Below are 21651 nucleotides of genomic sequence, written 5' to 3'. Positions count from 1 at the left end.
ACTGTGAGCATTGAACGGACCCTCGTCCTGGTCAAGCCCGACGGCGTCGCCCGCAACCTGGGCGGAACCATCCTCGCCCGGATCGAAGCCAAGGGTTACACCCTGGCGGAGCTGAAGAAGGTCAACGCATCCCGCGAGCTGCTGGAGCAGCACTATGAGGAGCACGTGGGCAAGCCGTTCTACGAGCCGTTGGTTGAGTTCATGCTGAGCGGACCGGTCATCGCGGCGGTCTTCGAGGGCCACCGTGTCATTGAAGGCTTCCGCTCGCTGGCTGGAACCACGGATCCCACCACGGCGGCTCCGGGCACCATTCGTGGGGACTTCGGCCGCGACTGGGGCCTGGCAGTCCAGCAGAACCTCGTCCATGGGTCTGATTCCGTTGATTCAGCAGAGCGTGAGATCAAGATCTGGTTCGCAGGCTAGCCACGCCTCGCCGAAACTACAGAAAAGGCCAATGTTCATCACGAACATTGGCCTTTTCTGTCATCTCGCGAAGGGGTTTTCCTAAGCGGAGGACCCCACGAAGATGTGGATGAACGAGAAGAAGATGGTGGCGATGACGGCAACGTACAGGAGCGCCACGATGATCCAGCCGGACTCGCCCAGCAGCTTTGCCAGGGCCGGCGGCGCCTTGATGACTCCGTGGGTGACATTTCGGATGGTTACCCACACAAACAACGGGATCATGGCCGCCCACACCACCATGCAGAACGGGCAGAGCACGTGGATGGCGTAGAGGGCCTGGGACCATAGCCAGATAACGAAAGCGAAGCCAAGGGTTACGCCTGCCTGGAGCCCCAGCCAGTAGCCTCGTGAGAACTTAGCCCCCGCGAGAATGCCCATCGCCGTGGTGATGATGACGGCAAAGGCAACGATGCCGATGAACATGTTGGGGAACCCGAACACGGAACTCTGCGGTGTTTGCATGACCGCGCCGCAGGAAACCCAGGGATTCACATCGCAGACCGTCACGTGATTGGGGTCCTTGAGTACTTCAAGCTTCTCCAGTACCAATGCTCCCGACGCCACCCATCCGATCACGCCGGTGATCAGCAGCAGCAACGCAAAGGGTTTGTCGCGGGCAGTCCGGGGGAGTGTTTCCTGTTGTGGACCTGCCTGCGTGGACAAGTCGTCCACGGAATTGGTGGATTGATTGGCCAGGTTTCCCCTGGCTGTGCTCGGCATCGCGGATCTGGTCCTTTTCAACGTACGGTCCGGCCATGCCGGTATGGGCTCTTGGGAGGATTGTAACTCCGGAGGCTGGGCGGTGCCCCCAAGCTCCTGGGTTGTGCCTGCTCCCTTGGAGCTGCGACACAGCGGCCTACCGTGGGAAGGTGAACAGGTGTGAGAGAATGAACATGGCCGGAACCCGATCCACATTCGGAATCCGGTCCGGTGACTTTGTTCCCAAGACCGCCAGTATGAGCTGGGCATACCTGGATCACGTGATCCTTGGTGGGCCCGCCATGACAATGGACGGCACCTGGTTGTGGCAACAGAACAACGGGTTTCAGAACAATGGCGCCGGCTTTCCAGGGCTGCCGCACCCCAATGATGGTGCGAACCGGAAAGCATAAACCGACTTCTGTCAACGCCTGCGGGTTTTGACAATATTTGCCCCACTGGGCGCCGGATGTGGCGGTGTCGCTGGGGCAGGAGTGTTGCCACATATGGATAATGACCAGGTTGTAGCCGTTAATAACGAGGCAGCTCCCGCGGAAACTGCGGAAGTGCCAAAGAAAGCCACCCGGACCCGGCGCAAGGCTGCGCCCAAAGTTGCAGCTGACGCAGAGACGCAGGGCACAGCAGCGCCTGTCGTTGAATCAGCGGAGGCTCCTGAAGCAACGGATGCCCCCGCTGCGCCGGTACGCCGTACCCGTTCGCGCAAGAAGGCAGAATCCGCTGAGCCCCTGCCCGGCTTGGGTGACGACGTCGCTGCCGCGCCGGAAGCGGCCGCAGTGACCCAGCCCGAAGCCGTCGCCGAGCCTGCCCCCGAAAAGCCGGTCCGCCGTCGTCGTACTGCCAAGCCCAAGGTTGAAGCAGAGGCACCTGCCGCCGATGCAGCAACCGTTGCTGCGGAAGGCACAGTTGAAGCCACCGTGGAAACCTCGACGCCGGACGCCGCCTCCCAGCAAGGGCCGCCTGCTGCTGAAGCAGCTACCGTTGATGCGGCTCCTGTTGAGGCCACCCCGGAAGAAGAGGAAGCCGCTGCAGGCTCCGGTTCGCTCTTCATGGAGCCCGTTTCCATCACGTCCATGATTTTCCAGGCTCCGGACCTCACCACTGTTCCCCGCGTCGCCGCGGTGGAGGAGAAGGAAGAGGAGCCCGAGGAAGAGGCCGAGGCCGGTGTCGAGGATGAACTGGAAGATGCCGGCAGTCGTCGCCGCCGTCGGAGCCGTGGCCGCCGCGGCCGTCGCGGAACCGAACGCGAAGAGAATGAAGCCGGAGAGGGCACCGAGTCCGAGGACGAGGAAACTCCCGCTGCCGAAGCCTCCGACGAAGGGGTGACCTCGCGCCGCCGTCGTCGCCGCCGCCGTGGCGACCAGGACCTTGAACTGACCGGCGGCTCGGACGACGACCCGCCCAACACAGTCACCCGCGTCCGTGCTCCCCGCCCGATCACGGAAACGGCCCCCTCCAATCGCGTTACCAGCGTCAAGGGCTCCACCAGGCTTGAAGCCAAAAAGCAGCGCCGCCGCGAATCCCGCGAAACCGGTCGCCGCCGCCAGGTCATCACCGAGGCCGAATTCCTGGCCCGCCGCGAATCAGTGGACCGCCAGATGATTGTCCGCCAGCGTGACGACAGAATTCAGATCGGCGTCCTGGAAGACGGCGTGCTGGCTGAGCACTTTGTCTCCAAGACCCAGCAGGACTCCCTGATCGGCAACGTCTACCTGGGCAAGGTCCAGAACGTCCTGCCGTCAATGGAAGCTGCCTTCGTGGATATCGGACGCGGACGCAACGCAGTGTTGTACGCCGGAGAAGTCAACTGGGACGCGGTCAACCTCGAGGGCCAGCCGCGCCGGATCGAGAACGCGCTGAAGTCCGGCGATTCCGTCCTGGTCCAGGTCACCAAGGACCCCGTAGGCCACAAGGGTGCCCGCCTGACCAGCCAGATCTCCCTGCCCGGCCGCTACTTGGTATACGTGCCTGGTGGTTCCATGACCGGCATTTCCCGCAAGCTGCCCGACGTCGAACGCAACCGCCTCAAGCGCATCCTGAAGGACCGTTTGCCGGAAAACGCAGGCGTCATTGTCCGCACGGCTGCTGAAGGTGCGTCGGAAGAAGAACTGACGCATGACATCAACCGCCTGCGCGCCCAGTGGGAAGGCATCGAAGGTCAGGCCTCCTCCACCAAGGTCCTGGCTCCGGAACTGCTCTACGGCGAGCCGGACCTGACCATCAAGGTGGTCCGTGACGTCTTCAACGAGGACTTCTCCAAACTGATCGTTTCCGGCGACGACGCCTGGGACACCATCGAGGCCTACGTGACCTACGTTGCCCCCGACCTTGTGGGCCGCCTTGAGAAGTGGACCAAGGACCAGGACATCTTCGGTGCCTGGCGCATTGACGAGCAGATCCACAAGGCACTGGAACGCAAGGTCTTCCTGCCGTCCGGTGGCTCGTTGGTCATCGACCGCACCGAAGCCATGACCGTGGTGGACGTCAACACAGGTAAGTTCACCGGCAGCGGTGGAAACCTTGAGGAAACCGTCACCAAGAACAACCTCGAAGCTGCTGAGGAAGTTGTTCGCCAGCTTCGCCTGCGTGACATCGGCGGCATCATTGTCATCGACTTCATCGACATGGTCCTTGAGTCCAACCGCGACCTCGTCCTCCGCCGCATGGTTGAGTGCCTTGGCCGCGACCGCACCAAGCACCAAGTGGCCGAAGTGACGTCACTGGGCCTTGTCCAGATGACCCGTAAACGCATGGGTACCGGCCTCCTGGAGGTCTTCGGTGAGCAGTGCGAGCACTGTGCCGGCCGCGGCGTGGTCACCCACGACGAGCCCGTGGAGCACCGCCGTGCCAACGTTGTGGCTGCCGAGCACCACCGCCCGCACACTGAGACGCAGCAACCTGCTGCCCGAACGGAACGCAAGCGCCGTCGTGGGAAGGGTGGGGGACAGGCTGTCGCCGAGGCTCCCGCGCCGGTCCACACCACTGCTTCCGCTCCTGCTGCACCACCTGCTGCCACCGAGCCGCAGGATCCTGCCAAGCAGGCCAAGGCAGAGGCAACTCGGGCTGCACTGGCAACGATTGCTGCTGCGGCCCACGCTGCCCACTTGCACGATGACGAAGTTCACCGTGCGGAAGAGCAGGCACGGGCCGCCGGCCAGCAGCAGGCAGCTGCTGGGGCTGCAGCACAGGCCGGGGCCGGAGAACAGGCTGCCCATGAACCAGACCGGGACGCATCGGTTCGGGACGCACGTTCCACTCCGGTTCTGCGATTCGGCGGCGAAGAGGTTGCCCTGCCATTCGGGGAACACCATGAGGAACCTCCGGCCGCCAAGCCGGCCATGAGCCTGGATCTCCTGGCCGAAGCGTTCTCCCACCTTGGTGCGGCACCCGAGGCACGGCCCGAAACCGTGGTTCCTTCCAAGGCAGCCGCTGCACCCGAAGCCGCCGTGGCGCGGCCTGTCGATGAGGGCCCTGAAGCTGCGTCGGCGTCGAAGTCACGCCGTGGGCGCCGCAACCGCAGTGCGAGCCGCGCCCAGGGCGCAGCCAACGAGACCAGCGTTGAGCACCACGAGGTTACGGCTACGGCAGCGCGTGGAACAGCTCACGAGGCCAAAGCACCGGCTGAGCCTGCCAAGAAGGTGGTGTCCGAGGAACCCATCATCCTTGGGGTTGGCGTACCTGCTTCGGAGCTCTAGCATCTGATCCGCAAAGGCCCTGCAGTAACCGTCACCGGCGGGTACTGCAGGGCCTTTTGCTGTCCGCGCTCAAGGGTCACATCCGGTCTTCTGCGTGGCGCAGTTCCCGGGCCGTGCTGCTTCCCGGCTACGCTGGTGGACTGACACGGGGTGCCGGGCATAGGGCCAGGCTGAGATCCAGACCCGTTGAACCTGTCCGGTTAGCACCGGCGAAGGGATGTCCCCATGACGTCATCGTCGTATTCTCCCGTGTACCCTTTGGTATTTTCCGGCCGTGAAACGCCCCGCGTACTGAGCATCGCGGGCTCGGACCCCTCCGGCGGTGCCGGTATCCAGGCAGACCTTAAGAGCATTGCCGCGCTGGGCGGGTACGGCATGGCGGCGATCACCGCGTTGACGGCCCAAAACACGCTGGGTGTCAGCGCCGTCCACGTTCCTCCGGTGGAGTTCCTGCGGCAGCAATTGGAAGCGATCAGCACGGACATCGCCATCGACGCCGTCAAGATCGGCATGCTGGGTGACGCCGCGGTCATCGATGAGGTCCGCGCCTGGCTCGAGGCGGTGCGTCCCGCCGTCGTGGTCCTTGACCCGGTGATGGTGGCCACCAGCGGTGACCGCCTCCTGCGAGGCTCTGCCGAGCAGGCCCTGCGCGCGCTCCTGCCCTTGGCGGACCTTATTACCCCGAACCTGCCGGAGCTCGCCATGCTGTTGGGGGAGCCTGAAGCTGCTGATTGGGAGTCGGCGTTGAACCAAGGCAAGCGGCTGGCAGCTGAGTGCGGCAACACGGTCCTGGTGAAGGGCGGACATTTGGCAGGGACGGAATGCCCGGACGCGTTGGTCAACACCAGCGGACTCCTGCGCCAGGACGTCATTGAGGTAGCAGGACCCCGCGTGGAAACGAAGAACAGCCACGGCACGGGCTGTTCGTTGTCGTCGGCTCTGGCCACCGTCCAGGCCCGTACCGGCGATTGGGAAGCTTCCTTGCGCGAGGTCAAGCCGTGGTTGCTGCAGGCGCTGCTGCATTCGGACAGCCTCGATGTAGGCCAGGGAAGTGGGCCGGTCCACCATTTCCACCACCATAAGATCCTGAGGCCGGGGGAATTTGCCGCGGCTCTGTGGAAGGAAGCCACTCCGGAGCTCGAGGCAATCTACAGGCTCAGCTTTATTGACGGCCTGCAATCGGGCGACCTCCCGGAAGCAGCGTTCAATTACTACCTTGCCCAGGACGCCATCTACCTCAACGGCTACTCCAGGGTCCTGGCGCGAGCGGGCGCCCTTGCACCCACTGAAGAGGAGCAGCTGTTCTGGGCCAAAGCGTCCCAACAGTGTCTGGAAGTCGAATCGGAACTGCACAGGAACTGGCTCAGCACCCGGGAGGCATCCTCGGTAACCGGGCCCGTCACCAAGTCCTATGTGGACCACTTGGTGGCATCAACGGCCACCGGCAGCTACTCAGTGGTGCTGGCGGCCATCCTGCCGTGCTACTGGCTCTACGCGGAGGTGGGCCAGCAGCTCCATGCATCCTTCGTGGACGCTGGATCTCCGGCAGCGCATCCCTATGCGGACTGGCTCAGGACCTACGCCGATGAAGAGTTCGCTGCAGCCACCAGGAATGCGATCAATTTCACGGACGCCGCTGCAGTGGCAGCTTCCGAGGGGGAGCGGGCGGCCATGGTGGAGGCTTTTGCCCAGTCCTGCCGCTATGAAACTGCTTTCTTCGACGCTCCGCGGCTGTTCGCCTGACAGGCTCTGTCCGGGCTTTTTAGTCCGGGTTGCCATCGCTTCACAGCGCGTCGCGGGTCAAATCACGTTAATCGCCCCAAACCCTGTAGGCTGTATGGGCACGGTGCAGGGAGAGTCCGTTACAACTGGTGACGCAAGTCACGTGGTAGCCTCCGGACCCGGCCTCATTTGCAGCTGAAGGTCAAACTAGCGTAATCTTGATCTTCGGTGCTTACGCCAACACTTGGGTTATGCCCCTTGGAATTGTTCAAGGGATGACTCGCGGACTTCGATCAGAAGTCCACGGCGTTGAGGCACAGCGCGAACCAAGCCTGATTTCGGTTCCAGGTTCCGCACGCAAATTTAGTTATAAACGTCGAGAGAAGTGAGTACCCAAGTGGTGTACGCGATTGTCCGCGCAGGCGGCCGCCAAGAAAAAGTTTCCGTTGGAGACTACGTAACGCTTAACCGCGTCCCCGGTGGAGCCGGCAGCACGCTTGAGCTGCCCGCCTTGCTCCTGGTTGACGGCGAGAAGGTCACCTCCGCAGCTGCGGAACTGGCCAACGTCAAGGTTACTGCTGAGATCCTCGAGGACCTTCGTGGTCCGAAGATCGTCATCCAGAAGTTCAAGAACAAGACCGGCTACCGGAAGCGTCAGGGTCACCGTCAGGAACTGACCAAGATCAAGATCACCAGCATCGCGTAACTTTCGTTACCCGCTGTTCAGGTTTTTCAGTTTCCCCAGAAATTTAGAGGCAGGCATTTCACATGGCACACAAAAAAGGCGCGAGTTCCACTCGCAACGGTCGTGACTCCAACGCACAGTACCTGGGCGTCAAGCGCTTCGGTGGTCAGGTAGTCTCCGCAGGCGAAATCATCGTTCGCCAGCGTGGCACGCACTTCCACCCGGGTGCAGGCGTAGGTCGCGGTGGCGACGACACACTGTTCGCCCTGCAGGCCGGCTCGGTTGAGTTTGGTACTCGCCGCGGTCGTCGCGTAGTGAACATCGTTGCTGCTGCAGCTGCAGAGTAACAACAAGTTCTGAACCGGTGGAGCGGGCCAAAACGGCCCGCTCCACCGTTCTTTTAACCGCATTACAATCGACTAGGGCGCCCCCGGCGCGCTGGTTTTTGCAATAACGCTGGCAACAGCAACAAACGCTGTAAGACAGCAACTGAGGAGATTCACGTGGCGAGCTTTGTAGACCGGGTAGTCCTGCACGTATCCGGCGGAACCGGCGGCCACGGCTGTGTCTCTGTAAAGCGGGAGAAGTTCAAGCCGCTCGGTGGCCCCGACGGCGGCAACGGCGGCAACGGTGGCGATGTCATCCTCCGGGTGTCCGCCCAGACCACCACCTTGCTGGACTACCACCATGCACCCCACCGCCACGCCACCAACGGTGGCCCGGGCATGGGCGACTGGCGCGGCGGCAAAAACGGCGAGACCCTGATTCTTCCGGTCCCTGACGGCACCGTCATTAAGACCAAGGACGGCGAAGTCCTGGCTGACCTCGTGGGCGAGGGGACTGAATACATTGCAGCTGCAGGCGGTCAAGGCGGCCTGGGCAACTCTTCCCTTTCCTCCCAGAAGCGCCGCGCACCCGGCTTCGCCCTGTTGGGCATCGAAGGCGAATCCAGCGACATCGTCCTGGAACTGAAGTCCATTGCCGACATCGCGCTGGTTGGGTTCCCGTCAGCCGGCAAGTCCAGCCTGATCGCAGCCATGTCTGCTGCCCGGCCGAAGATCGCCGATTACCCCTTCACCACACTCATCCCCAACCTTGGCGTGGTCCAGGCGGGAGAGGTCCGTTTCACCATTGCCGATGTCCCCGGTTTGATCGAGGGTGCCAGCGAAGGCAAGGGCCTTGGGCACAACTTCCTGCGCCACGTAGAGCGATGCGCGGCATTGGTGCACGTCCTCGACTGCGGAACCCTGGAGTCGGACCGGGATCCTCTGTCCGATCTCGCCATCATTGAGGCCGAGCTCGAGAAGTATGCGGTTGACATGAGCTACGCCGGTGTTGACGGCGAAGTTGTTCCCCTGAACGAGCGCCCCAAACTGGTCGTCCTGAACAAGGTTGACTTGCCCGACGGCAAGGACATGGCCGAGTTCGTCCGTCCGGACCTGGAATCGCGGGGTTACCGCGTCTTCGAAGTCTCGGCAACCAGCCACGAAGGCCTGCGCCAGCTCGGATTTGCCATGGCGGAGATCGTCAAGGCTGCGCGCGATGCCGTGGCAGTCGCACCTCCCAAGGTGGCGCCGCCCGTCCTTCGTCCCCGCGCGGTCAACGAGTCCGGTTTCAAGATCCGCCGCGAAGAAAAGAACCTCGAACCGCTGTTCCGCGTTCTGGGCGAAAAGCCTGTGCGCTGGGTCAAGCAGACCGACTTCACCAATGAGGAAGCCATTGGCTACCTTGCCGACCGCCTGGCCAAATTGGGCGTCGAAACTGAACTCTTCAAGGTTGGCGCCAAGCCCGGCGACACCGTGGTCATCGGTGAAGACGATGGCGTGGTGTTCGACTGGGAGCCCACCATGATGGCCGGTGCCGAGCTTTTGGCAACCCCCCGCGGTACGGACATCCGCGTTGCGGACATCGGCGACCGTCCTACGCGTTCGCAGAAGCGCGATGAGCAGATTGAGCGCCGCGAAGCCAAGGCAGCCGCACGAGCAGAGCTTGAAGCAGAACGCAAGGCCGGCATCTGGACTGAATCCGTCAGTGGCCGCCGCGCGCAGACCGTGAGGGAGAGCACCCTGGACGCCGGTGATGACGACTAGGACCGTCGACGTTCCGGCCACGGCCGACGGTCTGGAACGCCAGGCCCTCGCCACCGCCAAACGGATTGTGGTCAAGGTGGGGTCCTCTTCCTTGACCAGCATCAAGGGCGGTATTTCCGAGAAATCCCTTGCGGGACTAGTGGACGCCCTGGCCGAGAAGCGCAATGCCGGCACCGAGATCATTCTGGTCTCTTCGGGGGCCATCGCTGCAGGCCTGGCTCCTTTGGGTCTGGCCAAACGGCCCAAGGACCTGGCCACGCAGCAGGCTGCCGCGAGTGTGGGCCAGGGACTGCTCATGGCCCGTTACACCCAGGCGTTCAGTGCCCATGGCGTCACCGTCAGCCAAGTGCTGCTGACCGCGGATGACCTCATGCGCCGCACGCAGCACACCAACGCTTTCAGGGCGTTGGACCGTTTGCTCAACCTTGGCGTGGTGCCCGTGGTCAACGAGAACGACACCGTGGCCACGCACGAGATCCGCTTCGGCGACAACGACCGACTGGCCGCTTTGGTAGCTCACCTTGTCCGCGCGGATGCGCTGGTACTGCTGTCCGACGTCGATGCCCTTTATGACGGTCCGCCGTCCCAGGGTGCCAAGCGTATTCCGTTGGTTCAGGGTCCCCAGGACCTTGAGGACGTCACCATCGGCAAGGCCGGTAAGGCCGGCGTCGGAACCGGTGGAATGATGACCAAGGTGGAGGCGGCGTCGATAGCTGCCGGCTCCGGTATCCACGCTTTGGTAACGTCGACGGCCAACGCTGCGGCCGCCTTGGCGGGGGAGGACGTGGGAACCTGGTTCTCCGTCAATGGCAACCGCAAGCCGGTCCGCCTCCTGTGGCTGGCGCACCTGGCGACGGTTCAGGGACGCTTAATGCTCGACGACGGCGCGGTTAAAGCAGTGCGCGAACGGCACAGGTCTCTCCTTCCCGCGGGCATTTCTGAGGTCAGCGGAGATTTCGAAGCCGGCGATCCCGTGGAGATGGTGACCCATGACGGGACCGTGGTGGCGCGTGGGCTGGTGAACTACTCCTCGGAGGAACTTCCACGCATGCTGGGCCGGACTACCCAGGAGCTCGGGCAAGCGATGGGCCGGGGTTACGACCGCGAAGTTGTTCATGTTGATGATCTGGTGCTCTTGCGGACGCCGCGCTCATCTAAACTTGGAGCATGACTGAAGCGCTGACCCCTGATGCCCCTGTGATCTCCGACGTTTCCGGTGTTCCCGGACAAACGCCGGAGAACCCTGTGGCAGGCGGCGCTCCGCTCTCCGCGGAGGATGTCCAAGCCGCCGTTCATGCCATTGCCGACCGTTCCCGCAAGGCTTCCCGCCGCATGGGTCAGGCGAACCGTGCCTGGAAGGACCGTGCGCTCCGCGCCATCGGAACAGCCCTGGTGGAGAATCGGAAGCATGTTTTGGAGGCCAACGCCAAGGACGTTGCCGCAGGCCATGCCAATGGCACGTCCGCAGCACTCCTGGACCGCCTCACGCTGACTCCTGCCCGGATCGATGGCTTGGTTGCGGCCCTGGAGAATTTGGCGGGCCTGCCGGATCCCGTGGGCAACGTGGTCCGCGGACAGACGCTCCCCAACGGCCTTCGCCTGCGCCAGGTCAACGTACCCATGGGTGTTGTGGCCGCCATTTACGAGGCACGGCCGAACGTAACCGTGGATATCGCCGGCTTGGCCCTGAAGAGCGGCAATGCCGTGATTCTTCGTGGCGGGTCCGCAGCGGCGAACACCAATGAGGCCTTGGTTCGGATCCTTCGGGAAGCACTGGACTCGGTGGGCCTGCCGGCTGATGCTGTCCAGACCGTGGACCAGTACGGCCGTGAAGGTGCCAACGTGTTGATGCGTGCCCGCGGACGCGTGGATGTCCTCATTCCGCGGGGTGGGCGGGACCTTATCCAGACAGTGGTGACCAACTCTGCCGTGCCCGTTATTGAAACGGGTGAAGGCAACGTCCACATCTTCATCGACGAGTCCGCGAACGAAGAAATGGCCGTGGAAATTCTTCTCAATGCCAAAACGCAGCGTCCCAGCGTCTGCAACACCGTGGAGACCCTGCTGGTGCACTCGGGTGCGACGGTGCTTCCCGCTGTTGCCAAGGCATTGCGATCACAAGGGGTGACGCTCCATGTGGACGAGAGGATCGCCGCTGCCTTAGGCAAGGACGTCGAAACCGTTCCCGCTGACGACGACGATTGGGCCACCGAATACATGGACCTTGACCTCGCAGTGGCCATGGTGGACAGCCTGGATGAGGCCGTCAACCACATCCGTACGTGGACCACGGGACATACTGAAGCGATTCTTACCAACAACCTGGCCAACGCCGAGAAATTCATCGCAGAGATTGATTCCGCTGCTGTGATCGTCAACGCCTCCACGCGGTTTACCGACGGTGGCGAACTGGGCCTCGGCGCCGAAGTGGGTATTTCGACGCAGAAGCTGCACGCCCGGGGGCCCATGGGCCTCACGGAGCTGACCACCACCAAGTGGATCGTCCAGGGCGAAGGCCAAGTCCGCGGCTAGCAACGCGGTAACATAGAACAGAAGTCCGGAACGTCGGGAAGCCCCGCCGTGCAAAACATTTGAGAACCAACTAGGGGAGAAGATGCTGTTTCAGCAGATCGCCACGTCCATTGCCGCCCAAACTGAAGGCGGCGGCCACGAGGAACTTGCACCCCTGTGGGCAGAGCCGTGGGTCTTCGGCATCGTGATGTTCGCTTTCCTGCTTGTCCTCATGTTCATCACCCTCTCCTACACCAACCTGGGCAACCGCCACGAGGCTGTTGAAGAGCACGCTGACCCGCACCGCCAGCACCCGAACAAGCACACCCACGGGCAGGGCCACTAACATTATTGCCGCAACACCACGTGGGGAGTCGGGGCGCAGGCTTCGGCTGGGCGTGATGGGTGGAACGTTCGATCCAATCCATCATGGCCACCTTGTGGCTGCCAGTGAAGTAGCAGCCAAGTTCGGACTCGACGAAGTGGTTTTCGTGCCTACGGGACAGCCGTGGCAGAAGTCGCACAAGCTTGTCAGCGAGCCGGAGCATCGGTACTTGATGACAGTGATTGCCACCGCATCCAACCCGCGGTTCACTGTGAGCCGGGTGGACGTTGACCGTCCCGGCCCCACGTTCACCATAGACACCCTGCGTGACTTGCGGGCCCAGCGTCCTGACGCGGACCTGTTCTTCATCACCGGCGCGGATGCCCTGGCCCAGATCCTGTCCTGGAAAGATGTGGACGAGTTGTGGTCGTTGGCGCACTTCGTCGGGGTGACGCGTCCCGGACATGAACTGAACGACCTCGGACGGACTGATGACGTCAGTTTGCTCGAAGTTCCCGCCATGGCGATCTCCTCCACGGATTGCCGGATCCGCGTGGGCGCAGGCAACCCCGTCTGGTACTTGGTGCCGGACGGAGTTGTGCAATACATCGCAAAATATGGTCTGTACGCGCCCCAGCCCGTGGCAGGGGAACTGACGCCCGTACTGTCCGGATCAGACGACCAAGCACGTACTGAATGAGTTTTGAATGAGCAGCCAGGAACAGCGACCCATCCGCAGCAGGCGTGAGCTTCGCCGCGCCCGGGAAGAGCAGACGGACGCCACTGCGCAGCCAGAAGCCACTGCGCAGGCAGACGCCACCGCACAGGCAGACGCCCCAGCGGAGCCGAAGTCGCAGCCAGAAACTACCCCGGAGCCCAAAGCACCGGCAAAAGCCGACGTGAATTCCAAGACACCCGCCACTGTTGACGCTGCTGGTGCTGACCGTCCGGCTGCCCGTAACCGCCGTGCTGCTGATGGGCCGGTGGATGCCGTAGGAACCGCAGCGCAGGAGCGATCCTCTCAGGTCCGGGCACGCGACCGCGCAGCTCTGCGGACCATCAAGGAACTCGCGGACAAAGAAGAGCAGCTCTCCGGAGGTGGGCCTCCCACGCGGCGCCAGCTTCGACTTCAGCAGCTCCAAGCCGAAGTTGCCACGTCAATGAACCCGATCGTTCCGGCGCCGGGCTCCACGCAGGAAGCGGCAAAGCCCGGGGTCGCCAAGTCCGGCACAGCAAAGTCCGAAGCTCCGAAGTCTGCGGAAGCAAAGCCCGCGGTCGCCAAGTCCGGCACAGCAAAACCCGAGGCCGCCAAAGCTGAGGCCGACCACGGAATCGCCAAGGACAAAAGCACGTCGGGGGGCCACGAAACTCCTGCTGACAAGACCACGCCCAAGATCAAGGCCCCGGAGGACGGCCCGGAATCCGGAATGTCTGTGGAGCAGGCGCTTGCTGTCCGTGAGTTGATCGCGGCGCAGGTCCAGAACCAGACGTCCAAGCTGGAGCACATTGCTGAGCAGGATCCGTTGGCTGTTGATCCAGCGGTCTTGGCGGAGCAGATTGCCTTGGCCGAACGTGCGGCCGTGTTGAATAAACGCGCTGCAGCCAAGCAGAAGCTTGCCGAGCAGAACAAGGCTGAGCAGAACAAGGCTGAGCAGAACAAGGTCGAGCAGGCAAAGTCTCCAGCGGCTACGTCAGGTCCTTCCACGGCCAACAACCTGGCCATGGTGACTCCTTTGGAGTTCGTCAAGGTTCCTGGTGTTGAGCGTCCGGTCATGAAGCGTCCCAGCACCACGTTCGTGCCGTTAATCACCTCGGCAGGGCCCACGCTGGATGACCCGTCCCAGATCAAGAAGCCAGGTTCTCGGGGCCGCGCGGGAGTTCTTGCCAGAGCGGAAGCTGTTGCCAGGTCCGCCAGGAAGAAGCCGGTTGCGCCGGTGGAGCACAGCGAAGAGACGCAACGACCTCCCGTTTCCGCCAGTACGGCTTACGGACTTGATCCGTTGGACGTCAATACTGCAGGACTTGCCAGGGCGCAGCGCGGCAGGCTGCTGCAGTACGGTGTTTTGGCTCTGGGCCTTGTTGCGCTCATCGTCGGCATCATCATGATCACCAGCGGCTAGTTCCGCTTTATCTCGGCATACGCCAAACCAAGGCCACAGGCCACAACAAGGAGTCCCCGTGTCTGCACATGAACAATCCATCACCCTCGCCCGTCACGCCGCGCGTGCCGCGGCCGATAAGCTCGCCGAAGACATCGTTGCGCTGGACGTCAGCGAGCGGTTGGCGCTCACTGACATCTTCCTGATTGCTTCCGCTCCTACCGAGCGCCAAGTCAATGCAATCGTTGATGGCATTGAGGAAGAGCTGCTCAAGCAGGATCTTCGCCCCGTGCGTCGTGAGGGCCGCTCTGAAGGCCGTTGGGTTCTGCTGGATTACGCGGACATCGTGATCCATGTCCAGCACGCCGAAGACCGCGTGTTCTATGCACTGGAGCGTCTGTGGAAGGACTGCCCTGTGGTGGACCTGGAGCTCGGTGACGATGCCTCCGCCAAGGTTGTTTCCGCGGAGGACTCCGAGCACTAGGAACTCACGGCAACCGAATATGCCCGATTTGGAATTTTCGGAAACGCTGTTCTAAGATATTTGAGTTGCTTCGGCGCGGATGGCTGAAATGCTGAACGCGAAGCAGCAAGAATATGGGGCTGTGGCGCAGCTGGTAGCGCACCTGCATGGCATGCAGGGGGTCAGGGGTTCGAGTCCCCTCAGCTCCACCATCAAGGGTCCTGCTTTCGTCAAGGAAGCAGGACCCTTTCCTGTACCCGGAGACAATTGATCCGGCTGGCTGTGCCCGGGCTTACGCAGTTCGTCGCCGGCGACTCAAGGACTGTGTGCCTAGTTGCTTGTACCTGATGTCAAGGCCGGCAGCATGAAGTCCCACATCTGTTCGATCCTGGCCATGACGTCCTCCCGCGCAGTGAGGACTTCGGAGACCATCTGAACTCCTGTGAATGATGCAATCAAGAAGCGGGCGAAGGCGGCGGCATCCAGATCGGCGCGGACATCCCCCTCCGCCTGGGCGTGCGCCAGTAAGTGGTGGGCGGTGTTGATCCAGTCCTGATACGGGCCGGAGACGTCAGCTTGAAATGCAGAGGCTTCGAAAGTGAGCCGGATACCACCTTGGACAATCGGTTCATCCAGCAGTTGCTGCCCGAACATCCTGCAGAGTCCGATGATTTTCTCCAGCGCGGTGTCGTTGGAAGCGGCGATCTCCGAGCCCGCCGACTGGACCAGCGCGTGTTGCTCGGCGATGACCGCCAAGGCAAGCTCACGCTTGGACGTGAAGTGAAAATAGAGTGCGCCTTTGGTCACGCCCGCGCGCTTGGTGATGTCAGCCAGGCTGGCGTTTCCATACCCAATCTCCGCGAAGACACGGGCTGCGCCTTCAATGACTGCCAGTCGGGTGTCCTGCGCACGTTGCTGCATCGGTAGTGGCTGACCTTTCGAGCGATGTGGTGGGGCCGGATGATCTGTCACGGGATGCTGGCAGTGGCGCCTCTGGAACCCCACAACGCTATCACCGGGCAATGGTGGGTCGCTCAATTAAACCGACTGGACGGTTTGGTTTCTGGAAGTATCGATCTTAGACTTCATGGGGGCGGGCTGGCCGACAGCGCGCTCCCAGGCAGCCGGTTTGGGGGGAGGCGCGGCGGATTCGTCCAGCGCGCCTCGGCTGCCAGGTTCCATTGAGGAGCCGTAGCTGATAAGTCACGACTTGGGGTGACGCAGTTCACTTTCTGCCGATTTCGCTTCTCGATGGATTGTGGTTAGTATTGACGAGTTGCTTCGACGGGAAGAGAAAAACTTCGCTGGAAAATCAACAAATCCGGGGCTGTGGCGCAGCTGGTAGCGCACCTGCATGGCATGCAGGGGGTCAGGGGTTCGAGTCCCCTCAGCTCCACTTCGGAAAAAGACCCCGCTCATCTGAGCGGGGTCTTTTTGCATGTCCTGGAAGCTTGTCTCCTTTATGCAGGGGGGCGGGCGAACTCGGCGCCACTGACGAACTCCACACCTTGGAACGGTTCGTCGCCTACCACGTGAGCGTTGTGGCCCGGCGGGATCGTGTAGGAGTCGCCGGCAGCAATACTGATCTGGCCGCCGTCGTCGGTTTCAACGTCCAGCCTGCCGGAAACGCAGAATCCAACGTGGCTCAACTGGCAGGAGTCGGTGCCCACTACAGGTTTGATGCAGTCAGCCCAGGTCCACCCCGGCTCAAAGGTCATACGGCCGATTGTGTACTCTCCCACGGTGACGAGGTCCAGCACGGTCTTGTCCGGGCGGCGCGTCTCGTTGGGAGAGTTGTGGGACTTTACTTCAAGGTTCATGACAACATTGACACTCATGGCTTCTCGCAGGGGAGGGGGGAGCCGGATGATGGATGGTCCCGGTGCCTGGCTCCTTGGTCACCACGACGTGTGCCGGCCGCCTCTGTGATTGGCTTACCAAACTGACGGGACGACCAGGTGTTTACGTGCTGCACTCTCAGGTTCCTCCCAAGCACTGACAAAGTCGAGTCAAAAACGCAACGAAAGTGAGAACCTCCATCGTGACGGCATTGGAACTGGAAACCCTGTTTGGCTGCTTGAGCAGGTTCCCGGACGTCGAAGCGGACAATTTGCAGGCCTACGACGCCACTGACCGGATTTTGCTGGAAACAGCGGCAAAGATGGCGGGCCAGCACACCGACGTCGTCGTTGTTGGCGACCGCTACGGTGCCCTGACGCTGGGCGCGCTGGTGGGGCTCGGCGTCGGGCATGTCCGTGTTAACCAGGACCTTTTCACGGGGCGGCTCGCATTGGAGCGCAACGCAACTACGGCAGGTCTCGAGGGCCGTTTCACCCAGCATGGGCTAGGTCCGGAGTTGCTCGGCAACGCAGGGCTGGTACTTGTTCAATTGCCGAAGTCGCTGGCTGAGTTGGAGGAAATCGCCGACGCCGTTGCCCGGTTCGCAGCGCCGGATACGGTGGTGCTGGCAGGTGGCCGCGTCAAGCATATGTCCACCGGTATGAATTCAGTCCTGGAGAAGTACTTTTCCTCTGTCCAACCACAACTTGCCCGGCAGAAGTCCAGGGTGCTCATTGCCAGGGATCCCCAACCGGTTCCGGACGCGCCACCGTTCCCCGTTGTTGAGCCATTGCAGGAATTGGGAATCACAGTCTGTGCACATGGTGCCGTCTTCTCGGGAGCCCGCCTGGATATTGGGACGCGTTACCTGTTGACCTTCCTGGACCGGATGCCGGCTGCCCGGCGCGTGGTGGACCTGGGATGTGGAACGGGGATCCTGGCCACCATGTACGCACGGCGCCATGAGGAGGCGAATGTGGTGGCAACGGACCAATCCGCCGCTGCTGTTGCTTCGGCCCGGGGTACCGCGGAGGCCAACGGGGTGGGAAGCCGGGTCGCCGTCGTTCATGATGACGCGATGTCCACGCTTGAACCCGGCAGTGCTGACCTCATCCTGCTGAACCCGCCGTTCCATGTAGGCGCCAGCGTCCATGCAGGCGCTGCGCTGAAGATGTTCCAAGCCGCCGGACGGATGCTGGCGCCGGGTGGGGAGTTGTGGACCGTCTACAACAGTCACTTGCAGTATCGGGGTGCGCTGGAGCGGCTGATTGGGCCAACGTCGGCGGAAGGCCGTAACCCGAAGTTCACGGTGACACGCAGTATCAAATCCTGAGGGCACCGTCATCAAGGCACGGTCCGGGAAGCTGTCGCATACAATTCAGTGGCATCGTTACCAACCTCTGACTTCGTCGCCAGCGTGTGCTCGTACCTGTGGAGCTGTGGGTATCGTACGATGCAGACAGAGACTAAATTCGACGAAGTTTTTCCGAATGACGAGGGGCATCAGTGACTGAGATCCGGCAGCCGACACCGAGGCGCGGAACGAATCTACCCCGTATGGGGGACTTCAATCTGACTGTCATTCTGGAGGCGATCCGGCGGTCGGCGCAGGGACTCAGCCGTGTGGAGCTGGCACAGATTGTTGGACTTTCCCCCCAAACCATTTCCAATATTTCGCGGCGGCTGCTGGATCAAAAGCTGATCGTCGAGGCCGGCAAGGAAGGATCGGGGCCGGGCAAGCCGCGGACCATCCTGCGGTTGAACCCGGCTGGGATGTATGCCGTTGGTGTCCATCTGGACCCCGCCGTTATCACTTTTGTGGTTCTTGACCTGTTGGGCGACGTCGTCCGGCATTCCCGGATGTCCACCCCTGGCGGGGACCCCGCCGGCGTGATCACCAGCATTGCCGCGCAGATCAAGGTTTTGGTCGAAGAGTCGGGCGTGGACGCATCCAAGATCGCTGGTCTTGGCGTTGCGGTCCCAGGACCCATTGACCTGGATGAAGGCTCCGTGGTGGACCCGCCCCTGCTGACCCGGTGGAACCGGGTGCGTATCCGTGAGGCCTTGAGTGAAGCCACCGGGCTGGAGACCCTGGTTGACAAGGACGTCACCAGCGCAGCTGTAGCTGAAACCTGGGCAGGCGGCGCGAGCGGCGCCGGCAGCTTTGTTTTCATGTACATGGGTACCGGCATCGGTTGCGGAATCGTGCTCAACGATGAAGTAGTCCGTGGAACCTCCGGCAACGCAGGCGAAATCGGCCACATCGTGGTTGACCCTTCCGGTCCGTTGTGTGATTGCGGACTGCACGGATGTGTTAAGTCCTCCTGCATCCCTCAGGTCCTGGTGGCCGAAGCTGAAGCAGCTGGTGTCTTGGACGGTCACCGTGAGGGGGCAGACGGTCCCGAAGTCCAGGAGCGGTTTGCGGCCCTGTGCGACCAAGCCGACGCCGGGAACCAAAAAGCCATTGCCATTCTGGATAAGTCGGCCACCCTTGTGGCCCGTGCAGTGTCCGTGGTGACCAATACCCTGGATGTGGAGCGCGTGGTGTTTGGTGGTCCCTTCTGGGGCCGGATGTCGCCCTATTTCCTGGAGCGGGTTCCGGAGCTGTTGGACAGGAACAATGCTGCCCGCATGATCCATGACCTCGAAGTTGTAGGAACCGGAGTGGGTGAGGATGTCGGCGCAATCGGTGCCGCATGCCTCGTTTTGGAGCACATGCTGGCACCGCGGGCGCAGCGGCTCCTTCTGGAAGGCTGAACCAGCGCGACGTTTGACGGATTGGAGCACCATGGGCCGCCCAATGAAGTTAGCCGGCTTGAAGCACGTGGCGGCGAAGTTTGCCGCCATCGCTTCAGTCGCCGCCGTAGTTGTGGGAGCAAGCTCCTGTTCGCCGACGCCTGATGCGGCCGGGGACAAGACGCTGAAGATTGTTTATCAGAAAACGGATGCTTTTACTGCCCTCGACGCCGTCATGCAGGACGCCAAGAAGGAGTTCGAAGCCGCAAACTCCGGGGTTGCCGTTGAGCTTCAGCCCATCCAGGCCAATGATGACGACTACGGAACCAAGCTTGCCCTCGCGCAGCGTTCCGCGGACACGGCGCCGGATGTCTTCTACGAGGACACGTTCAAGGTCCGTTCGGACGTCGACGCCGGGTACCTCCTTAAGCTTGATGCCTACCTTGAGAAGTGGGATGACTGGTCCCTGTTCAACGAAGCCGCCAAAGCGGCCGGCCGGGCAGATGATGGCGGAATTTATGCGGTGCCGCTCGGTACGGACACCAGAGCCATTTGGTACAACAAGTCAGTCCTTCAAAAGGCGGGCATTTCCTTGCCATGGCAGCCTCAGACCTGGGATGACATCCTTACCACGGCCCGTGCCGTGAAGGCCTCCGACCCCAACGTGATCGCCTTCAACATGTACGCAGGCAAGGGGACTGGCGAAGGCACAGTCATGCAGGGCTTCTATGAGCTCCTCTACGGGACAGACAGCACGTTGTATGACGAGAACGCCAAGAAGTGGGTGGTCGGTTCCCAGGGGTTTACTGACTCGCTGGCGTTCTTGAAGACCCTCTACGACGAAAAACTCGCAGTGAGCCCGGCCGAGGCCTTGGATGCCAACGTCTGGAAGAAGGTCTTTGGCGAGTGGTTCCCGCAAGGCAAACTGGCGGCCACCGTGGAAGGTTCCTATACGCCGTCGTTCTGGCAAAAGGGCGGGGCCTACGAGTGGGCAGGGTATGAGCAGGACATGGGCGTCGCGATGTTCCCCACCAGGAATGGACAGGAGCCCGGAGGTGTCAGCATGTCCGGCGGCTGGACACTTGCGGTGGGTGCGAAGAGCAAGAACCCTGACCTTGCCTTCCAGTTCCTCACCACTGCACTGAACAAGAAGAACGCGTTGGCTTACGACATCAACAATTCGCAGATTGCCGTCCGGACCGATGTCGCCGCGGAAGCTGATTATTTGGCAGCCAACCCGTTCGTCAAGGATGTCTCAGACCTGGTGGCCGTGACGCATTACCGGCCCGCCACTGCTGACTATCCGAAGATTTCCACCGCCGTCCAAGTGGCTACGGAGTCAGTGATAACCGGCAAGCAAAGCCCCGAGGACGCCGCAGCAGAATACGATGCCACCGTCCGGAAGCTTGTGGGTGAGGACAAGGTCCTGGAGAAATGACCATCCGCCGCGTTCTGCGGCACCTGCCGGTAGTTCCGTCGATTCTCCTGCTCGTGCTTTTCCTCGTGGCCCCGGTGGCTTGGTCGTTTTACGCGTCGTTCACCAATGCTGCGTTGACGGGCAAAGCAGCGCAGGACCCGCAGTGGGTGGGTGTTGATAACTATGCCCGGATGTTCAGCGACGACTCGTTTCCGCTGTCGGCCTGGCTGACAGTGGTCTTTGTCGCGGCGTCTGCGGTGGTGGGGCAGAACGTGCTGGGCCTGCTGATTGCGCTGCTGATGACGCGTTCAGGCAAGGTGGTCTCTTCAATAGTGGGTACAGCAGTTGTTGCTGCCTGGGTGCTTCCGGAAATTGTGGCCGCGTTTGCCGCCTATGCCTACTTCAACCGGGACGGAACCCTGAACCAAGTGGTGGGCATCGTCGGTCTCCACGGCGTGGACTGGCTGTATTCGTTCCCCCTGGTGGCGATCATCCTGGCGAACACCTGGCGCGGCACCGCGTTCTCCATGCTGGTGTACCGGGCTGCTTTGGCGGACGTGCCACGGGACATTTCCGAGGCCGCGCTCATGGACGGCGCCCGGGGGTGGCAGAGGCTCACGTTCATTACCCTGCCGCTGATCCGGAGCAGTATCACCACCAACCTGATGTTGATTACCCTCCAGACACTGGCCGTTTTCACCCTCATCTGGGTGATGACGGCAGGCGGTCCGGCCAACGCCAGCACTACCTTGCCGGTCCTGGCGTACCAGGAGGCGTTCAAGTTTGGCGACATCGGCTATGGAACAGCGGTGGCCTCGGTCCTGATCCTGTTGGGCATGGTGTTCGGTGCCGTCTACGTTCGGCTCCTGAGGGAGCGGCGCCCGTGA

The 21651-nt window shown here is 62.1% G+C and carries 19 protein-coding genes, 2 tRNA genes and 1 riboswitch; of the genes, 18 read left to right on the top strand and 3 right to left on the bottom strand.

Annotated elements, in window-relative coordinates; all coding sequences use genetic code 11:
- The first annotated feature begins 3 nt into the window (after window positions 1–3).
- Complete coding sequence (ndk, locus tag AB4Y77_RS20785; protein ID WP_089595301.1) at window positions 4–423, top strand: nucleoside-diphosphate kinase; 420 nt, start codon at window positions 4–6, stop codon at window positions 421–423.
- An 81-nt stretch (window positions 424–504) separates the two neighbouring features.
- Here ndk and AB4Y77_RS20780 read toward each other — a convergent pair whose 3' ends face one another.
- Window positions 505–1185: a vitamin K epoxide reductase family protein gene (locus AB4Y77_RS20780; RefSeq protein WP_442015200.1), complete on the bottom strand. Its 681-nt coding sequence runs from the start codon at window positions 1183–1185 to the stop codon at window positions 505–507.
- A 485-nt stretch (window positions 1186–1670) separates the two neighbouring features.
- Between AB4Y77_RS20780 and AB4Y77_RS20775 the strand changes: the two genes are divergently transcribed.
- The 12 genes from AB4Y77_RS20775 (at window position 1671) to AB4Y77_RS20720 (ending at window position 14984) form a co-directional block, all read left to right on the top strand.
- A complete protein-coding gene (locus tag AB4Y77_RS20775) occupies window positions 1671–4877 on the top strand; it encodes an Rne/Rng family ribonuclease (protein WP_442015199.1) in 3207 nt (1068 codons plus the stop codon).
- Window positions 4878–5013: 136 nt separating this feature from the next.
- Window positions 5014–5112, top strand: a riboswitch (TPP riboswitch).
- Complete coding sequence (gene thiD / locus AB4Y77_RS20770) at window positions 5103–6620, top strand: bifunctional hydroxymethylpyrimidine kinase/phosphomethylpyrimidine kinase (RefSeq protein ID WP_442015198.1); 1518 nt, start codon at window positions 5103–5105, stop codon at window positions 6618–6620. (Overlaps the previous riboswitch by 10 nt.)
- Before the next feature lie 376 nt (window positions 6621–6996).
- Window positions 6997–7305, top strand: a complete 309-nt coding sequence (rplU, locus tag AB4Y77_RS20765) for a 50S ribosomal protein L21 (protein ID WP_024816904.1) — start codon at window positions 6997–6999, stop codon at window positions 7303–7305.
- A 62-nt stretch (window positions 7306–7367) separates the two neighbouring features.
- Window positions 7368–7631, top strand: coding sequence for a 50S ribosomal protein L27 (gene rpmA, locus AB4Y77_RS20760; protein WP_024816903.1), 264 nt, complete (start codon window positions 7368–7370; stop codon window positions 7629–7631).
- Window positions 7632–7787: 156 nt separating this feature from the next.
- Window positions 7788–9374: a GTPase ObgE gene (gene obgE / locus AB4Y77_RS20755; protein WP_311213014.1), complete on the top strand. Its 1587-nt coding sequence runs from the start codon at window positions 7788–7790 to the stop codon at window positions 9372–9374.
- Complete coding sequence (gene proB / locus AB4Y77_RS20750) at window positions 9364–10545, top strand: glutamate 5-kinase (RefSeq protein WP_311213013.1); 1182 nt, start codon at window positions 9364–9366, stop codon at window positions 10543–10545. The genes obgE and proB overlap by 11 nt, the downstream gene beginning before the upstream one ends.
- Window positions 10542–11906 (top strand): glutamate-5-semialdehyde dehydrogenase, encoded by a 1365-nt coding sequence (locus tag AB4Y77_RS20745; RefSeq protein WP_311213012.1) that lies wholly within the window; start codon window positions 10542–10544, stop codon window positions 11904–11906. The genes proB and AB4Y77_RS20745 overlap by 4 nt, the downstream gene beginning before the upstream one ends.
- An 82-nt stretch (window positions 11907–11988) precedes the next feature.
- Complete coding sequence (locus tag AB4Y77_RS20740) at window positions 11989–12231, top strand: hypothetical protein (RefSeq protein WP_311213011.1); 243 nt, start codon at window positions 11989–11991, stop codon at window positions 12229–12231.
- Window positions 12232–12286: 55 nt separating this feature from the next.
- Window positions 12287–12910: a nicotinate-nucleotide adenylyltransferase gene (gene nadD, locus AB4Y77_RS20735; protein WP_216659717.1), complete on the top strand. Its 624-nt coding sequence runs from the start codon at window positions 12287–12289 to the stop codon at window positions 12908–12910.
- Window positions 12911–12917: 7 nt separating this feature from the next.
- Entirely contained in the window at window positions 12918–14330 is a 1413-nt protein-coding gene (locus AB4Y77_RS20730; protein ID WP_442015197.1) for a hypothetical protein, read from the top strand.
- 58 nt (window positions 14331–14388) lie between these two features.
- Window positions 14389–14793 (top strand): ribosome silencing factor, encoded by a 405-nt coding sequence (rsfS, locus tag AB4Y77_RS20725; protein ID WP_311213009.1) that lies wholly within the window; start codon window positions 14389–14391, stop codon window positions 14791–14793.
- Between the two features lie 115 nt (window positions 14794–14908).
- Window positions 14909–14984 (top strand) — tRNA-Ala (locus tag AB4Y77_RS20720).
- Window positions 14985–15102: 118 nt separating this feature from the next.
- Here AB4Y77_RS20720 and AB4Y77_RS20715 read toward each other — a convergent pair.
- Complete coding sequence (locus AB4Y77_RS20715; RefSeq protein ID WP_311213008.1) at window positions 15103–15693, bottom strand: ScbR family autoregulator-binding transcription factor; 591 nt, start codon at window positions 15691–15693, stop codon at window positions 15103–15105.
- A 402-nt stretch (window positions 15694–16095) separates the two neighbouring features.
- Between AB4Y77_RS20715 and AB4Y77_RS20710 the strand changes: the two genes are divergently transcribed.
- A tRNA-Ala gene (locus AB4Y77_RS20710) sits at window positions 16096–16168 on the top strand.
- A gap of 64 nt (window positions 16169–16232) precedes the next feature.
- On the opposite strand, the gene AB4Y77_RS20705 is transcribed toward AB4Y77_RS20710, so the two are convergent.
- Window positions 16233–16610, bottom strand: coding sequence for a cupin domain-containing protein (locus AB4Y77_RS20705; protein WP_442015196.1), 378 nt, complete (start codon window positions 16608–16610; stop codon window positions 16233–16235).
- A 188-nt stretch (window positions 16611–16798) separates the two neighbouring features.
- On the opposite strand from AB4Y77_RS20705, the gene AB4Y77_RS20700 reads away from it, so the two are divergent.
- The 4 genes from AB4Y77_RS20700 to AB4Y77_RS20685 all read left to right on the top strand — a co-directional run bounded on the left by AB4Y77_RS20700 (window position 16799) and on the right by AB4Y77_RS20685 (window position 21651).
- On the top strand, window positions 16799–17944 hold the full coding sequence (locus AB4Y77_RS20700) for a class I SAM-dependent methyltransferase (RefSeq protein WP_442015195.1): 1146 nt from the start codon (window positions 16799–16801) through the stop codon (window positions 17942–17944).
- Between the two features lie 224 nt (window positions 17945–18168).
- Window positions 18169–19368: an ROK family protein gene (locus AB4Y77_RS20695; protein ID WP_442015194.1), complete on the top strand. Its 1200-nt coding sequence runs from the start codon at window positions 18169–18171 to the stop codon at window positions 19366–19368.
- Between the two features lie 43 nt (window positions 19369–19411).
- Complete coding sequence (locus AB4Y77_RS20690) at window positions 19412–20785, top strand: extracellular solute-binding protein (RefSeq protein WP_442015193.1); 1374 nt, start codon at window positions 19412–19414, stop codon at window positions 20783–20785.
- Window positions 20782–21651, top strand: a complete 870-nt coding sequence (locus tag AB4Y77_RS20685) for a carbohydrate ABC transporter permease (protein WP_311213003.1) — start codon at window positions 20782–20784, stop codon at window positions 21649–21651. The genes AB4Y77_RS20690 and AB4Y77_RS20685 overlap by 4 nt, the downstream gene beginning before the upstream one ends.

Origin of the sequence: Paenarthrobacter sp. YAF11_1, assembly GCF_052113445.1 — a bacterium.
GTDB lineage: Bacteria > Actinomycetota > Actinomycetes > Actinomycetales > Micrococcaceae > Arthrobacter.
Note: the sequence above shows the minus strand (reverse complement) of the source record. Positions and strands in the feature narration are given on the sequence as shown.

Bases quoted from the DNA above. Each gene is read 5' to 3' on its own strand.
- AB4Y77_RS20780 (WP_442015200.1), bottom strand. From the start codon at position 1,185: ATGCCGAGCACAGCCAGGGGAAACCTGGCCAATCAATCCACCAATTCC.
- AB4Y77_RS20775 (WP_442015199.1), top strand. From the start codon at position 1,671: ATGGATAATGACCAGGTTGTAGCCGTTAATAACGAGGCAGCTCCCGCG.
- thiD (WP_442015198.1), top strand. From the start codon at position 5,103: ATGACGTCATCGTCGTATTCTCCCGTGTACCCTTTGGTATTTTCCGGC.
- rpmA (WP_024816903.1), top strand. From the start codon at position 7,368: ATGGCACACAAAAAAGGCGCGAGTTCCACTCGCAACGGTCGTGACTCC.
- proB (WP_311213013.1), top strand. From the start codon at position 9,364: ATGACGACTAGGACCGTCGACGTTCCGGCCACGGCCGACGGTCTGGAA.
- AB4Y77_RS20745 (WP_311213012.1), top strand. From the start codon at position 10,542: ATGACTGAAGCGCTGACCCCTGATGCCCCTGTGATCTCCGACGTTTCC.
- AB4Y77_RS20740 (WP_311213011.1), top strand. From the start codon at position 11,989: ATGCTGTTTCAGCAGATCGCCACGTCCATTGCCGCCCAAACTGAAGGC.
- nadD (WP_216659717.1), top strand. From the start codon at position 12,287: ATGGGTGGAACGTTCGATCCAATCCATCATGGCCACCTTGTGGCTGCC.
- AB4Y77_RS20730 (WP_442015197.1), top strand. From the start codon at position 12,918: ATGAGCAGCCAGGAACAGCGACCCATCCGCAGCAGGCGTGAGCTTCGC.
- AB4Y77_RS20715 (WP_311213008.1), bottom strand. From the start codon at position 15,693: ATGCAGCAACGTGCGCAGGACACCCGACTGGCAGTCATTGAAGGCGCA.
- AB4Y77_RS20705 (WP_442015196.1), bottom strand. From the start codon at position 16,610: ATGAGTGTCAATGTTGTCATGAACCTTGAAGTAAAGTCCCACAACTCT.
- AB4Y77_RS20695 (WP_442015194.1), top strand. From the start codon at position 18,169: ATGGGGGACTTCAATCTGACTGTCATTCTGGAGGCGATCCGGCGGTCG.
- AB4Y77_RS20690 (WP_442015193.1), top strand. From the start codon at position 19,412: ATGAAGTTAGCCGGCTTGAAGCACGTGGCGGCGAAGTTTGCCGCCATC.
- AB4Y77_RS20685 (WP_311213003.1), top strand. From the start codon at position 20,782: ATGACCATCCGCCGCGTTCTGCGGCACCTGCCGGTAGTTCCGTCGATT.